At 69.8% G+C, this 15,828-nt stretch carries 11 protein-coding genes; 4 read left to right on the forward strand and 7 right to left on the reverse strand.

Translation table 11 applies throughout. The features are described 5' to 3' along the window. On the forward strand, positions 1–1,664 hold a 1,664-nt coding region (locus VFK57_13920; GenBank protein ID HET7696806.1), incomplete at its 5' end, for a DUF349 domain-containing protein. Positions 1,665–1,697: 33 nt separating this feature from the next. On the opposite strand, the gene VFK57_13925 is transcribed toward VFK57_13920, so the two are convergent. Beyond that, positions 1,698–3,428, reverse strand: coding sequence for an amidohydrolase (locus tag VFK57_13925; GenBank protein HET7696807.1), 1,731 nt, complete (start codon positions 3,426–3,428; stop codon positions 1,698–1,700). Between the two features lie 48 nt (positions 3,429–3,476). Continuing rightward, a complete protein-coding gene (locus VFK57_13930; GenBank protein ID HET7696808.1) occupies positions 3,477–4,355 on the reverse strand; it encodes an amidohydrolase family protein in 879 nt (292 codons plus the stop codon). Positions 4,356–4,426: 71 nt separating this feature from the next. On the opposite strand from VFK57_13930, the gene VFK57_13935 reads away from it, so the two are divergent. Beyond that, a complete protein-coding gene (locus VFK57_13935; protein ID HET7696809.1) occupies positions 4,427–4,888 on the forward strand; it encodes a metallophosphoesterase family protein in 462 nt (153 codons plus the stop codon). 14 nt (positions 4,889–4,902) lie between these two features. On the opposite strand, the gene VFK57_13940 is transcribed toward VFK57_13935, so the two are convergent. Together VFK57_13940 and VFK57_13945 are read right to left on the reverse strand one after the other, a co-directional pair. Further along, on the reverse strand, positions 4,903–5,583 hold the full coding sequence (locus VFK57_13940; protein HET7696810.1) for a response regulator transcription factor: 681 nt from the start codon (positions 5,581–5,583) through the stop codon (positions 4,903–4,905). Then, complete coding sequence (locus VFK57_13945; GenBank protein ID HET7696811.1) at positions 5,580–7,559, reverse strand: HAMP domain-containing sensor histidine kinase; 1,980 nt, start codon at positions 7,557–7,559, stop codon at positions 5,580–5,582. Before VFK57_13945 ends, VFK57_13940 begins: the two co-directional genes overlap by 4 nt. 148 nt (positions 7,560–7,707) lie before the next feature. Between VFK57_13945 and VFK57_13950 the strand changes: the two genes are divergently transcribed. Continuing rightward, entirely contained in the window at positions 7,708–8,712 is a 1,005-nt protein-coding gene (locus VFK57_13950) for a hypothetical protein (GenBank protein HET7696812.1), read from the forward strand. Between the two features lie 10 nt (positions 8,713–8,722). Beyond that, the gene (locus tag VFK57_13955) at positions 8,723–11,362 is read left to right on the forward strand and encodes a carboxypeptidase regulatory-like domain-containing protein (protein HET7696813.1); all 2,640 of its coding nucleotides are present in this window, start codon (positions 8,723–8,725) and stop codon (positions 11,360–11,362) included. Here VFK57_13955 and VFK57_13960 read toward each other — a convergent pair. Genes VFK57_13960 through VFK57_13970 form a run of 3 tightly spaced genes read right to left on the reverse strand, consistent with a single transcriptional unit; the run spans position 11,359 to position 15,677 of the window. After that, complete coding sequence (locus VFK57_13960; GenBank protein ID HET7696814.1) at positions 11,359–12,063, reverse strand: carboxypeptidase-like regulatory domain-containing protein; 705 nt, start codon at positions 12,061–12,063, stop codon at positions 11,359–11,361. The two genes, VFK57_13955 and VFK57_13960, sit on opposite strands and share 4 nt — an antisense overlap. A 23-nt stretch (positions 12,064–12,086) precedes the next feature. Beyond that, a complete protein-coding gene (locus VFK57_13965; GenBank protein HET7696815.1) occupies positions 12,087–13,235 on the reverse strand; it encodes an MFS transporter in 1,149 nt (382 codons plus the stop codon). Continuing rightward, entirely contained in the window at positions 13,236–15,677 is a 2,442-nt protein-coding gene (locus VFK57_13970; GenBank protein ID HET7696816.1) for an ABC transporter permease, read from the reverse strand. It lies immediately after the preceding gene. Positions 15,678–15,828: the final 151 nt, after the last annotated feature.

Consider the following 15,828-nt stretch of genomic DNA (forward strand, 5'->3'; position numbering starts at 1 on the left):
CGGGGGAGTGGCAGTCGCTTCGCGGCCAGGTCGACGAAGTCGACGAGGCGGCCGCACAGCGGTTCGCCGCGGCCGAGGCGCGCATGGACGCCCGCGCGGCGGAGCGCCGCGCCGCCGACGAACGCGCGCTGAAGCAGCAGCTCCAGCGCCTGGAGCAGCTGATGGAGCGCGCCCAGAAGCGCGCCACGGCCGAAGACCTCACGCTGCGCGAGGCGGACCGCATCGCCCGCGACCTGCGCAACGCCATCGAGGCGCCGCCGGTGATGCCGGTGAAGGACCAGCAGGCGATCGTCGAGCGGCTGCGCACGGCCCAGGCCGCGATCAGCCCGCGGCTCCACGAGCTGCGCGAGATGGACGAGTGGAAGCGGTTCGCGAATGCCGCCGTCCAGGAAGAGCTGATCGCCCAGGCGGAAGCGCTGGGGAAGAAATACGACCTCGACAAGCCCGAGGACATGGAGAAGGCGGCCCGCGAGCTCCACGACATCCAGGAGCGCTGGAAGACGGTGGCGGAAGCGCCGCGCGCGCAGGCGCAGACGCTGTGGCATCGCTATCGCCAGGCCGCCGATCCGATCCAGGCCCGGGCCCGCGAGTTCTTCGCCGCCCGCGCCGTCGAGCGGGAAGCGAACCTGAAAATCAAGATCGCCTTGTGCGAGCGCGCCGAGGCGCTCGCCGACTCCACCGACTGGATCAAGACGGCGGAGGAGATGAAGAAGCTGCAGGCGGACTGGCAGGCGTCCGGCCCGGTGCCGCGGCCCGAGACGCGCGCCGTGTGGAAGCGGTTCCGCGACGCGTGCGACAGGTTCTTCACCCGGCGCAACGAGGATCTGGCGCAGCGCAAGGAAGTGTGGGCGGCGAACCAGGCGAAGAAGGAAGCGCTGTGCGCCCGCGCCGAGGAGCTGGCCGAGTCACGCGACTGGGACAAGGCCGCCGCCGAGCTCCGCCGGCTGCAGGCGGAATGGAAGAACATCGGTCCGGTCCGGCGCAGCAAGTCCGAGGCGCTGTGGCAGCGCTTCCGCGGCGCGGCGGATCGCTTCTTCGATCGCTACAAGCGGCGGGACGAGATCGAGGTCGAGGCGCGCCAGGCCGATCGCGAGGCGCTCATCACCGAGCTCGAGGGGCTGTTCCCCGCCGAAGGATCGGAGCCCGCCGCGGATCTGCTCGAGAAGGTGCGCTCGCTGCGCACCCGGTGGAACCAGTCGACGACCGCCGTCCGCTCGGGCGCGGATCCGCTCAGCGCGAGATTCGTCAGCGCGATGGAACGGCTGCTGACCTCGTTCCCGGAGCCGTTCCGCGGCACCGAGCTCGACGTCGAAGCGAGCCGCACGCGGATGGAGAAACTGGTCTCGCGCATCGAGACGCTCGTCGCCGATGCGGCGCCGAAGACCGATACGCCGCAGGACCTCGCCGCCCGGCTGCGCGAGGCGCTCGCCTCGAACACGATCGGCGGCCGCGGCGGAGACGAAGCCAAGTGGCGGACGATGGCGGAGGAAGTGCGCCAGGCGCAGTCCTCGTTCGCGCGCCTGGTCCCCGTCCCCGGCGAGGCCGGCCGGCAGCTGAACGAACGGTTCCACAAGGCGTGCAACCGCTTCTTCGACCAGTACCGCCGGAAGGTCCCGCAGGGCTCGGGCGCCCCGCAGCGCGGCCGCCCGGTCGGGGCGCGGTAACCCTCTCGACGGAGACGGGCCGACGGCAGCGCCTCAGCGCTTCTCTGTCGCGGAATACGCGACCTTGCCGCCGACGATCGTGTACGCCACCTTTGCGGTGGGGATCTCGTCCTCGGGGATCCCGAGGATGTCCTTCGAGAGCACGGTGACGTCGGCGTACTTGCCCGGCTTGAGCGAGCCGCGGTTCTCCTCTTCGAAGCCGGCGTAGGCGGCGTGAATGGTGTAGGACTTCAGGGCTTCCATCCGCGACATCCGCTGATCGGGATAGAAGGTGCGGCCGTTGGCCAGCTTGCGGGTGACGCTGGCGTAGTAGCTGGCAATCGGATCGACGTCCTCGACCGGAGCGTCGGTGCCGTTGGCGATGATGGCGCCGGTCTTAAGCAGCTTCTGCCACACGTAGGCGCCCTCCTGCGCGCGCTGCGCGCCGAGGCGCTCGAGCACGTAGGGGGCGTCCGAGGTGCAGTGAATCCCCTGCATCGACGCGATCACGCCGAGCTTGCCGAAGCGCGGGATGTCCTGCGCGCTGATGTGCTGCGCGTGCTCGACCCGCCAGCGCAGATCCTTTTTCGTCGGGTTGGCCTTGAACGCGCGCTCGAAGATGTCGAGCGTCTCGCGGTTGGCGCGATCGCCGATCGCGTGGACGGCGAGCTGATAGCCGTGCTGCATCGCCAGACGCGCCGTCTCCTGGATCTCCGCCACCTTGGTGGTCTCGAGCCCCGACGAGGTCGGACGGTCGCTGTACGGCGCGAGCAGCCAGGCGCCGCGCGGTCCGAGCGCGCCGTCGATCGACTTCTTGATCGCGCGGACGGTGAGGAAGCCGTTGCCGTAGCCGATCGTGCGGTACTGCGCGAGCTTCGGCGCGAGGCTCTCGTTCGACTGCCGGATCATCATCCACAGCCGGACGCCCATCCTGCCCTCGTCGATCATCCCCTTGACCCGGTCGATGGTCGCCAGATCCGATCCCGCGTCCTGGAACGTGGTGATGCCCTTCGACAGCACTTCCGCCGACGCGAGTTCGAGCGCGCGGCGCTCGCGCGCGCGGGTCTCGTCGGGGGTCGGCGGCGGCGCGCCCGCGCCGCGTTTGATCAGCCCCTGCGCCCGCTCGCGCAGCAGGCCGGTGGCGTCACCCGTCGCATCGCGCAGGATCTCGCCGCCGGCGGGACTCTCGGTCGCGCGGCGGATGCCGGACAATTCCATCGCCTTGGCGTTCGCGAACGCGGCATGTCCGCTGGCGTGCGTGAGCAGCACCGGGTTGTTCGGCGAGACCTTGTCGAGCGAGGCGTGGGTCGGAAACCCCTCGACGCTGGGCTGCGGCCGCGCCGTCCATTTCTCCTGGTGCCAGCCGCGGCCGTAGATCCACTCGCCGGGCTTCGCGCGCGAGACCGCCTCGGCGACCATCATCAGGATCTTGTCCCACGACTCGACGTTCATCAGGTTCAGTTGCAGTTGCGCGCCGCCGACGCCGGCGAAGTGGCCGTGGCTCTCGATGAAGCCCGGAATGGCGAGCTGCCCCTGCAGGTCGATGACCCGGGTCGACGGCCCGATCATCGCCTTGATGTCCGCCGCGGAGCCGATCGCCTGAATGCGATCCTTGCTGATGGCGATCGCTTGCGCCTCGGGCTGCGCATCCTCGACCGTCACGATGCGCCCGTTGGTCAGCACCAGGTCGGCGGGCGGGGCGACGGCGGTGCCGCCGCGCTGCGCCTGAACGGCAAGCGTCGCCGAAGCCGCGACCGCGGCAATCAGGAGAGTGGTCGTTCGCATGGCCGCGATTATATGCAGTACCGGCGGTTCGGGCGGGTTGCCGCGATCTCAACCCGGGAACAGCCGCTCGAAGTTGCCGCCGAAGATCGCCTGCCGATCGGCGTCCGGCACACCGAGATCGCGGACGATCCGCTCCTGTTCCTCGTAGATCGGCCGCTGCCAGCCGCGAGGGAAGAACGACGAGTCCGTGCCGAACAGAACCCGCGACGGTCCGGCGACGGCGAGCGCGTGACGGAACACCGCCTCCAGCGTGAGGCCGGGATGGAACTTGATCCAGCCGTTCGAGCTGGATGAATCGAAGTGAATCGTCGGACACTGATCCGCCGCCATCAGCGCTTCGCGGAAACAGCCGGCGCCGAAGTGCGGCACGATGACCGGCACATTCGGATGGCCGAGCGCCGTCTTCGCCAGCGCCAGCGGATCGCCGAGCCGCAGATCGAAGCGGCTCGGCAGGCCGAGCTTCTTGCGCACGCCGACGGTCAGCACGCCGCAGTGCGCGAACACCGCGGCGCCATGCTCGCCGGCGGCGCGGAACACCCGGTCCACGCTCTCGTCGTCCAGGCGGTAGCCGTGCATCGCCGGAAAGAGACAGACGGCGCGCAGCCGCCGCTCCCTCAACGCGGCGAGCAGCGCGGCGTCCGCGTTCGGCGCGATCGGGTTGTGCATGAAGAAGCCCACGAACCGGGCCGGATGACGGGCCACGGCCTCGGCAACCGAGGCGGCGTCTCCCGGAATGCTCGCGATCAGCGCCGCGCGCGCCACCGTATGGCGATCCAGCTCCGCGACCCAGCGGTCGGCCAGCGCCGGCGCGGTGCCGGGCTTCTCCCACTGGAGCCGTCCGGCGATGGCGTCGGCGCCACCGGCGTCGGGCGCGAGCAGTTCGAGAAAGCGCGACGAGAAGAAGTGGCAGTGCGCGTCGTTGATCATGCGGCTTGCGGGTGCCGGGTGCGGCGTGCCGGAGTGTGGGCGCGGGGTGCGTCGCGTGACACTATTAGGCGATGCTCGTCGGGTTGATTGCCGACACGCACGGGTTGCTTCGGCCGGAGGTGTACGAGGCGTTTCACGGCGTCGACGTCATCCTACATGCGGGAGACGTCGGCGGGCGGCAGATTCTTACCGAGCTCCGCGCCATCGCGCCGGTGCACGCGGTGTACGGCAACGTCGACCGGCCCGGTGAATCCGGGCTGGCCGGGAGCATCGACCTGCGCCTGGAGGGGGTGAACGTTCACGTCAGTCACGGGCACGAACTCGGCAGCCCCACGGTCGCCAGGCTGCTCGGCGCCTACAGCGCCGACGTCATCGTCTTCGGCCATACCCACAAGGCGCTGATCGAACGGACACAGGGCGCGCTCGTGGTCAATCCAGGGGCCGCGGGACCGCGGCGGTTCGACGTCATGCCGAGCGTCGCGCTGCTCACGATCGACCGCGGCCGCGCCGAGGTGCGGATCGTCCGGCTGTGAACGCCGCGTGGTGATCAGCCGGCGAACTTGTAGCCCATGCCGTGCACGGTGAGGATGAACTGCGGGTGGCGCGGGTTGGGCTCGATCTTCTGCCGCAGCCAGGCGACGTGGACGTCGACGGTCCGCGTCGACGGCATCGAGTTGTAGCCCCACACCTCGTTCAGCAGCTCTTCGCGCGTCAGCGTCGCGCCGCGGTGCTCGAGGAAGTAACGCAGCAGCTGGAACTCGCGCGCGGAGAGCTCGATCGGCGCGCCGTCGCGCGTGGCTTCGGCCTTGCGGAAGTCCACCCGGACATCGCCGAACGCGAATCCTTCGGCGGGATGCGGCGCCGCCGGCGCGCGGCGCAGCTGCGCCTCCATCCGCGCCAGCAGCTCCGCCATGTCGAACGGCTTGGTGACGTAGTCGTCCGCGCCGAGCTTGAGGCCGACCACCTTGTCGATCACCTGGCCCCGCGCGGTCAACATGATCACGGGGGTCTCGATGCCGCGCTTGCGCAGCTCCCGGCACACGTCGAAGCCGCTCATCCGCGGCAGCATGAGATCGAGCAGGATCAGATCGAAGGCCTCGCGCGACGCGCGCTCGAGGCCGCTCTCGCCGTCCGCTGCCGCGTCGACGCTGTATCCCTCTGTCGTCAGCCGGTCCGTCAGCGTCAGGACGATGCCCGCCTCGTCTTCGACGAGAAGGATTCTCTTCACGACGTTTGAGGCGCGGCGTCGGCGACGCGGTCGTGTCCGTCCGCGGCATCGCCGCGGAACGCCGGCAGCGACACCGTGAAGGTGCTGCCCTGTCCCGGCGCGCTCTTCAGGGTGATCCGGCCGGCGTGCGCCTCGACGATCCGCTTCACCAGACTCAGGCCGAGGCCGGCCCCCTGGATCTGCGCGGCGACGACGCCCGGCGCGCGGTAGAAGGGATCGAAGATCCGCGCGTGATCCGCGGCGGCGATGCCGATGCCGCGATCGCTGACGCTGATCTCGACGGTGGAGGCGGTGCGCGTCGCGGTGATGCCGATCCATCCGGCCTCCGCGCCGTACTTGATCGCGTTGCCGACCAGGTTCTGGAAGACGCGGCGCAGCGCCGCTTCATCTCCCGGGACCGGCGGAAGGCCGTCCGCCACCGCAATCTCCACCCTCAGACCCGGCGGCGCGGTCGCCTCCGCCGTCGCCGCCACCTCCCTCAACACACGATCGATCTCGACCGGGCGCGCCGTCATGCCGCGCTGGCCTGACTGCAGGCCGGCGAACTCGAGAATCTGCTCGACGAGGTCGGTGAGGCGGAGCCCTTCGCGACGTACGAGCTGGCCGTACTGCCGGATGCGTGCTTCGTCGCTGACCACGCCGTCCGCCAGGTTGTCGGCGGCGGATCGGATCACCGCGAGCGGCGTGCGCAGCTCGTGCGAGACGGTGGCGACGAACTCGAGCTGCTGGCGCGCCAGGTCGTGCGCGCGGCGCGTCGACACGATCAGAAAGGCCACGCTCAGGCCGAGGACGCCGAGGATCCCGGAGCTGATCGCGAGGTTGCGGCGGCGGGCGGCGTTGACCGCCGTCTCGAGCGATCCCGACGGATGTTTCACCAGCAGCCGCCAGTAGGACGGCGACGGCACACTCACTCTCGTACTGAACGTCGTCGCGCCAGCGGCAAACAGCCGGTCGCCGCGCTGCGAGGACTGTCCGGGCGATCCCTGGACCACGATGGAGAACGGCGCGCCGCCGGCGGCACCGGCGGGGGACTGGCCAATCGTCTCGCGATAGATCGTGTGCGTGCGCTGTGACGGATTCGAGCGCGGGCTCGCGCTCAGGGCAGTGAAGCGGCTGACTTCGGCGGCGAGCGGCTCGAAGTCTCTGGCGCGCACCTGAAACAACTCGACGGTGGCGTCGACCTTCGCGTCCGCCCCGGGGGAGAACTCGCGGGTCGACCGGTAGAGCGGCGCCTCGCCTTGCGCAGGCAGCACCGCGAGCTGGTACTCGAAGCCGACACCGGTCCGGTTGAAGTGCTGCTGCGCGAGCGCCGGCAGCATCTCGTTCTTCATGTACTCCGCGTCGAGCATCAGCACGGTGTGCCGGATGCCCGGCGCGAGGCGCGCGGGGATGCCGCGCATCTCGCTGAGCCGCGCGTCGATGTGGCTGACCATCAGCATCGGCGACTGCACGACCAGCGCGGGGACGGCCGGCCAGACGGCCGGAACCATCGCACGAAGGAGGAGCGCGGGCCCGGCGGCGCCGGACACGGGGGGCGGCGGCTGCTCCATCTGCTTGCGGATCGGTGCTGCGGCATCAGGCCATTCGGCGGGCTCGACGAATCGCGTCGCCGGGTTGTAGTGCTGCAGCGTGAGCGTGTCCCCCGGCGCCGCCTGGGGAACGATGTAGACGTCCTTGACGATGCGGGGGAAGCGGGAGGTGGCGAGCCAGCGATCGTACCGCCCGGCGACGGCGGCGGCGGCGCCCTGCTCGGGATCGAGCGAATCGAGCTGAAACAGCAGGTAGGCGCGGGTGAGCTCGCGGTCGACGTCCTGCGCGAACGCGGTGGCGCGATCGTGGAGCGAGGCTTTCATGCGCTCGCGCTCCGCGCCGCTGATCTGTCCGAGCCACTTGTACTGCAGCGTGGCGAGCAGCGCGATCAGGCCGAGGAGCCCGCCCGCGATGATCGCCATCGGCACCCGGAATTGCCGTCGCATGCGGTGATCCTAGCACCGGGCGTCGGGGCTTTTGGCCGTGCCGCCGCAGGTTTTACCTCCTTAACAAACTCTTAGCCTCCGGTTAACCACTGCGCGCGGCCAAGCCGCGATGATGGCTCGTCTCATTCGGACGAAAGGGAATCGCATCATGAACCATCGAGCAGTGGCAGCAGTGGCGGCGGCGGCGGCGATCGCCTTCGCGCGGCCGGTCATCTACATCGCCCAGGAAGTGAACAAGGCGGCAGAGATCGTCGCCGCGGCGCGCAAGGCGATCGGCGACAGGAAGCTGGAAGGGCTGAAGACCTTCTCGGTGCAGGCCGGCCTTCAGCGCAACATGGCCAACACGCAAGTCAGTTCGGACGTCGAGATCGTCCTCGAGCTGCCGGACAAGTACCTGCGGCAGGAAACGCCCCAGGGCGGCGGCATGATCCTCGCCGGCGGCGGCCTCTCCGGCTTCAACGGCGACCTGCCGCTGCAGAAGGCCAACGCCGGCGGCGTCCCCGGCGGCGGGATGGTGATCCGCATGGGCGGCCCGGGCGGCGCCGTGATGGGCAGCGGCGAGAAGCCGACGCCGGAGCAGATGGAGCAGATGAACAAGGCGCTGGTCCGCAACGGCCGCAGCGAGGCGTCGCGGCTGATGCTCGGCTGGTTCGCGGCGGCGCATCCGGCGGTGAACGCACAGTACACCTACGCCGGTGAGGCGGAATCGCCCGACGGCAAGGCGTACGTCATCGACGTGAAGAACGCCGACGGTTTCACCGCCCGCCTGTTCATCGATCAACAGACCAACCTGCCGCTGATGGTGACCTACAAGGCGCCGCAGCCGCGCATGATGACGGCCGGCGGCGCGCCACCGGCGGCCGCGTCGGGCGGCCACGTGATCCGATCGCAGGCGCCGGGCGGACAGCTCACGGAAGAGGAGCGCAGGAAGCTGCAGGCGGACGCCGAGAAGCAGATCCAGGAGATGCAGCGGCAGCCGCCGGCGATGGCGGATTACGCGCTGTACTTCGAGGAGTGGCGCGAGAGCGACGGCGTCAAGTTCCCGTTCAGGATGCGGCGCGCGACCGACGGCACCACCACGGAGGAGTGGACGGTGAGCCGGATCAAGCTCAACCCCAGGATCGACGCGAAGCGCTTCGCGCCGGGCAGCTAGAGAGCGCGCCATGAAGGCATTGATTGCGATGCTTGCGCTCGCCGCGTTCGCCGCGGGCGCCGCTCCGGCGGCCGCGCAGGCGCGTCAGACGGGGACGCTGCGGATCGTCGTCAAGGATCCGAGCGGCGCCGTGATCCCCAACGCGACCGTGGTCGTGAAGGGGGCCGACGCCGCCACCCGCGACGTGCTGATCCGCGAGCTGACGTCGGACGGCCAGGGCGTGGCTTCCGCCGTCGACATGGCGCCGGGGCGTTACACCGTCACCGCGAGCTTTCCAGGGTTCGAGAGCCATACGCTGAGCGACGTTCGCGTCCGCGCCGGAGACAACCGGCGGGAGCTGACGCTGCCGATCGAGAAGGTCGCCGAGAGCGTCGCGGTGGGACAGGATCCGCGCGCCGCCGCGTCGGATCCGAAGAGCGAGCGCTTCGGCAACGTGCTGTCCCGCGAACAGATCGAAGCGCTGCCCGACGACCCGGACGAGATGGAGCAGGTGCTCAAGCAGATGGCCGGCCCGGGGGCGACGCTCCGCATGGACGGGTTCCGCGGCGGCAAGCTGCCGCCGAAGGCGCAGATCCGATCGATCCGTTTCTCGACGGCGATGTTCGCCGCCGAGAACCACAGCGCGGGACACACCTTCATCGACATCTCCACCCAGCCCGGCCTCGGGCCGCTGCGCGGGAGCATGGATTTCAGCTTCCGCGACGGATCGATGAACGCGCGCAATGCGTTCCAGCCGCAGAAGGGTCCGGAGCAGACGCAGCAGTACAACCTGAATCTGAGCGGAACGCTGCTGAAGGACCGGACCTCGTTCTCGCTCTCGGCGGGCGGCGCCTCGCTGTACGACTCGGCCAACATCTTCGCCGCCGTGCCCGGCAGCGCGGTTGCCGCGCCGGTGCGGCGGCCGTCGGACCGCCTCAACTTCAACCTCCGCGTCGATCACGCGGTCAACAAGTCGCACACGCTTCGCGGATCGTTCCAGCAGACCGGCGGCGAGCAGCGCAACCTCGGGGTCGGCAACTACGATCTCGCCGACCGCGCCTACGCGCGCACCACGTCCGAGAGCCTGCTGCGCATCTCGGAGAGCGGACCCTGGTCGCGCCTCTGGTATGCCGAGTCGCGGCTGCAGCTCCGCCGGGCGGCGAGCGATACGGTCTCCGCCTTCGAAGGGCCGACCACGCGTGTGCTCGACGCATTCACGTCGGGCGGCGCACAGGTCGCCGGCGGCCGGGAGAGCACCGACCTCGAGCTGGCCACCGACATCGATTACGCGCGGCGCGGGCATTCGATCCGCATGGGCGCGCTCGTCGAGGGCGGCCGCTATCGCAGCGACACGCGGACGAACTATCTCGGCACCTACACGTTCACCAGCCTCGATGAGTACGCGGCGCGGCGCCCGGCGACGTACACGCAGCGCACGGGCAATCCGCTCGTGACCTACTCGCAGTGGCAGGCCGGGCTCTACCTGCAGGACGACTGGCGCGTGCGCCAGAACCTCACGCTCAGCGCCGGCGTGCGGCAGGAGTTCCAGACGCATCTCGACGATCGCTGGAACTTCGGCCCGCGCGGCGGCTTCACGTGGTCGCCGTTCACGAGCGGGAAGACCACCGTGCGCAGCGGCGTCGGCCTGTTCTACGACTGGCTCGAGGCGGAGACGTTCGAGCAGACGCTGCGCGTCGACGGCTCGCGCCAGCAGGACCTGGTGGTGGTGAACCCGTCGTTCCCGGATCCGTTCACCGGCAGCGGCGGGGAGCAAGTCCTCCCGCCGGGCAAGTACCTGCTCGCCGGAGGCCTGGTGATGCCGAGGCGGGCGATGGCGCTCTTCGCGGTGACGCAGCGGCTCTCCAACACCGTCAGCATCAACGCCAGCTACAACCACCAGAAGGGCCGCGATCGCTTCCGCGGCGTCAACACCAACGCGCCGTTGAACGGCGTGCGGCCGGACGCCACGCTCGGCAACGTGACGCAGGTGGAATCGACGGCCCGCCTCGAGCAGGACTCGATCAACGTCGGCATGAACTTCACCGTCCCGGCCCGGCGGACGTTCGTGTTCGCCAACTACGCCTGGACCAACCTGCGCAACGACGCGGACGGCCCGTTCAGCCTCCCGGCTGACAGTTACGACCTCGCCGGGGAATGGGGACGCGGCGGCGGCGTTCCGCGCCACATCGCCAGCGCAGTCGTCAACACCTCGCTGATGCGCAACCTGCGGCTCGGCCTGTCGACCTCGGCGCGCTCGGGGACGCCGTACACGATCACGACCGGCCGCGACGACAACGGCGACACGGTGTTCAACGATCGGCCGGCCGGCACCCCGCGCAACAGCGTGACCGGCGCGGCGGTATGGGACATGGCGGCGCGTCTGACGTACGCGTTCGGCTTCGGCGAACGTCCGGCGTCCACGGGCACCCCCGGCGGACAGATGGTCGTGATGCGGATGGGCGGCGGCGCCGGAGATCTGCTCGGCGGCCTCGGCGGCGGCGGCGCGGAGAACAAGCGGATCCGCATCGAGCTGTTCGTCGCCGCCTCGAACGTGTTCAACAACGTGAACCCGATGGGCTACTCGGGGGTGATGACCTCGCCGTTCTTCGGACGGCCCACGATTGCCGGGCCGGCACGCAAGATCGACGTGGGAATGAAGATCGGCTTCTAGGGAGAACAGATCGTTCCGCGCGACAACCTGACGGGAAAGTTTCCGCCGAGGGCCTCGTTCTTGATCACGCCGCGGATGCAGCGCGGGTCGAGGACGCGGCCTTCGTAGGTGAGCGGCTGCGGGCCGTCACGCAGCCGAAGAACGACGACGTCGCCGGTGCGCGTGCCGGTCACGCTCGTGGTCGACGACACACGGTCCTTGTAGAAACCCTCGATGCTGCTGCCCCGCTGAATCAGGGTCAGCCACAACGGTTCATCGGGATATGGCCCGTTGCCCACCCAGGAACCGGTCACGTCGCCCTCGGTTGCCGTGCCCTGGACGAAGACGCCGATGGTGGCGTCGAACGTGGTGTCGGCGAGGACCTGGATCTGATTCTGCGTCCTGGTCGTGAAGAACGCCTTCGACCAGGACAGGTCGTACAGCCCTGCAGTCAGGTTCGTGAGCGCGAACCGGCCCGCGGTGTCGGTCATGACCGAGGCGCGGGTCGGGCCCGCGACGATCGCGACCGTGACGCCAGCCACGGGCAGCAGCGTCCACGTCTCCCTGATCACACCGGACAGCGTGTAGGTGGAAACGGGCGGCGGCAGGGGCGGCGTCGGCGTCGTCAGCGGCGGCGGGGTGGTCCCTGATTCCGACGAGTCGCCGCAGCCCGCGGCCGACACCATCGCGAGCACGATCAGGATGTGCGCAGCGCGCCCCATCGGCTCCCCGCTTCTATCGTAGGCTAGGTCCTCTTCCGCAGCAAGGCGTCGGCGAACAGGAAATACGGCAGCGACAGCGCCGCGAGGATCGCCGCCACGCCGAACGCGCGGCCGAAGCCATAGCGGCCGATCAGCCACCCCATGCTGGTGGAGCCCGTGCCGATGCCGGTATCGAAGCACGCGAGAATGGCGCCGAACGCGGCGCCGCGGCGGTCCGCGCCGACGTGCTTCATCACGTAGCTGGCGAACACCGGATAGGCGGTGCCGAACCCGGCGCCGAAAATGATCGCGGACGTCACCAGCCAGAACCGCGTGCCGCCGAACGTCAGGCACGCGAGCCCGAGCGTGATCAGGATCAGGCACGGCAGGAACACCCGCCGGTAGCCCCACCGGTCCCCGATGCGCCCGGACAAGGGCCGGGTGACCAGGATGATCAATGCCAGGGCGGTGAGATAGATCCCCTTCGGCGTGACGCCGTTGGCGTCGGCGTAGAGCGCCGTGAAGCTGGTGATGCCGCCGTAGCCGAACGAATAGAGAAACAGCGTGAACGACAGGATGAGCACGCGCCACTCGATCAGACGCCCGTTGCGCGTGCCTTCCGCCTGCGGGCTCACGTGCTGCGCCGGCAGCCGCCAGGCGATCACCGCCATCAACACGTTCAACGCCGCGCTCTCGAGGCACAGCGCGCGCCAGCCGAACTGGTACACCCAGAAGCCGATCGACGGCGCCACCGCGATCGCGGCAATCGTCGACAGCCCCCAGTAGGCAATCCCTTCGGCGCGGCGGCTCTCCGGGAGGATGTTGGTCATGTAGGCGGCCGACCCGGTCAGCAGTCCGGACCAGAACACGCCGTGCACCAGCACGAGCGCGAGCATGACCTTGTAGCTGGGAATCAGCGCGTAGGCGACGGTAAACAGCGTGATCGCGACGCCGGCGATGATCAGCACGCGGCGCGTGCCGAGGCGATCCGACAGCGTGCCCGTGACCGGCGCCGAGAACGCGGACGCATAGGTCAGGAAGCCGAGGAACAATCCGGCCGCCGAGGTGCCGCCGCCCAGATCCAGGATGTGGAACGGGGCCGTCGGCAGCAGCTGAAACGCGGACAGGAAGACGGTGAACGAGAAGCCGCACATCACGAAGAAGCGCGGCGTGAACAGACGATCAGGCGCCAATCATTCTGATTTTAGCGCGATGACCGGATCGACGCGTGACGCGCGCCAGGCCGGCACCAGGCTGGCCATCGCGGCGACGCCGACCAGCGCGGCCGCGACGGCCGCAAACGTCGACGGGTCAGCCGGCGTGACGCCGTGCAGCAGGCCGCGGAGCAGCCGCGTGACGCCGAACGCCAGCATCAATCCGGCGCCGATGCCGACGAGCGCCAGCGACACGCCGCTGCCGAGCACCATGCGCAGCACGCGGGCGCGGCCGGCGCCGATCGCGACGCGGATGCCGATCTCCCGCGTCCGCCGGCTGACGACGTACGACAGCACGCCGTAAATGCCGACCGCCGAAAGCGAGAGCGCGAGCGCGGCGAAGATCGACAGCAGCACGCTCATGAACGTCGGCGTCGAGAGCGCCGCGCCCACCACCTCGTCCATCTCGCGCACGTCCGCAACGGGCAGATTCGGATCCATCTGCCGGATCGCCTCCCGCACGGGCGCCGCGAGCGCCGCCGGTGCGCCGCTGGTGCGCAGCACCAGGGTCATCGAGCGGATCGGGTTGCCGACCGAGAGATGCCATTGCGTATGCGGGACGTAGAACTTCTCCTTGATGACTTCGGTGACGCCGTTGTGCCGCACGTCGCCCACCACGCCGACGACGGTGACCCACGGCCGATCGGCGCGTCCGCCGATCCGGAACCGCCCCCCGATCGGATCGCGTCCGGCCCAGTACCGGCGCGCCATCTCCTCGTTGACGAGCGCGACGAGCTGCGAGCTGGAGGTGTCGGTCGGCTCGATGCCGCGGCCGCGCACGATGCGTTCCCCCATCGCCTGCAGGTACCCGTCCGTCGCGATCTGCCAGTCCCCCTTGGCGTTCGTGCCGGGCGGCGGCACGTAGCCGTCCACCCGCAGGCCGAAGTCGCCGATCGTCGAGCCGAGCGGCAGCACCCGCGCCGCCCCCGCGGCCGTGACGCCGGGTACCGTGCGGATTCGATCCATCAGACGCGAATAGAACCCGACGACCTGCTCCGGCTGCGGATACGCCGCCTGCGGCAGCGCGATCCTCATCGTCAACACACCCGACGGGTTGAATCCGAGATCGATCCGCTGCAGCGACCACAGCGTGCGCAGCATGAGCCCGGCCCCGATCAGCAGGACGACGGCGAGGGCCATCTCGGCGACGACGAGCGCGTCGCGGAAGCGCCGGCGCGCGCCGCCCGTGGTTGCATTCGCGCTGCCTTCCTTCATCGACTCCGTGAGATCCGAACGCAGGATCCTCGCCGCCGGCGCGAGGCTGAAGATCACCGTCGTCATCAGCGCCAGCAGCATCGTGAACGCCAGCACGCGCCAGTCGACGGTCGTGCCCGCGACGCGCGGAATGCTGGACGGGTTCCAGGCGGCCAGCGCGCGCACGCCGACGGCCGCGAGCACGAGGCCGGCGATGCCGCTGATCGTGGCGAGCACGAGGCTCTCGGTCAGCAGCTGGCGAATCACGCGCCAGGCGCCGGCGCCGAGCGCCGTCCGCACCGCCATCTCGCGCTGCCGCGCTTCGGCGCGCGCGAGCAGCAGGTTGGCGACGTTCGCGCAGGCAATCAGCAGGAGGAAGCCGACGGCGCCGAACAGCAGCCAGAGCGTCCGCCGCACGCCGCCGACCACTTCGTCGCGCAGCGTGAGCGTCACCGTGTCGAACTGCATCTGACGCGGATAGAGGCCCTGCTCCGTCCAGCTCCGCGCCAGGCCGTGCAGATCGTCGCGCGCCTGCGCGACAGTCACGCCGGGCTTCAACCGCGCCGCCGCGTAGAACGAGTGGCTTCCGTGATCGGTGCTCGATCCGTTCCACTGGACGGGCAGCCACAACGTGCTCGGCGCGGGATTCTGGAAGTCCGTCGGGAGGACGAACCCCGCCGGCATGATGCCGACGACCTGATACGGCGCGCCGTTGATCTGGATCGTGCGGCCGACCACGGACGGATCGCCGGCATAACGGCGCACCCACAGCCCGTAGCCGAGGATCACGACGTTCGGCCCGTTCGGCACGTCTTCCTGTGCGGTGAACAGGCGTCCCTTGACGGGCGCCGCGCCGAGCACGGAAAACAGGTTCGCGGTCACGAACCCCGACGCGACCCGCTCCGGTTCGCCGTCGCCGGTGAGGTTCACCTGCCCGTCCGCCCAGGCGCCGACGTCCGCAAGCGTGCGCGACTGCTGGCGGTAGCCGTTCACCTCGCCGTCCGACACCCACGTCTTGTCGAACGCCGTCCAGCGGCTCCAGATCATCACCGCGCGGTCCGGATCGCTCCACGGCAGGGGCCGCAGCAGGACGGCATTCACGACACTGAAGATCGCGGCGTTCGCGCCGACGCCCAGCGCGAGCGTGACGATCGCGACATAGGCGAAGCCCGGGTTCTTCGCCAGCGTGCGCAGCCCGAAGCGGAGATCCTGCAGGAAGGTTTCCATCTCTTCACCGGGGGGCGTTCGCCCCTGCCCGGCACGTTCGCGGGCCCGCCGCGCCGCCGGCTCGCTCCGTCCGCGTGGCTCGTTGGCCGCTCGCTCGCATCGTGTGACTTAGACGATCGTCGATTCCGCAGGGTTGACGGAATAAGATGAA

Source organism: Vicinamibacterales bacterium, assembly GCA_035699745.1.
Classification (GTDB): Bacteria; Acidobacteriota; Vicinamibacteria; order Vicinamibacterales; family 2-12-FULL-66-21; genus JAICSD01.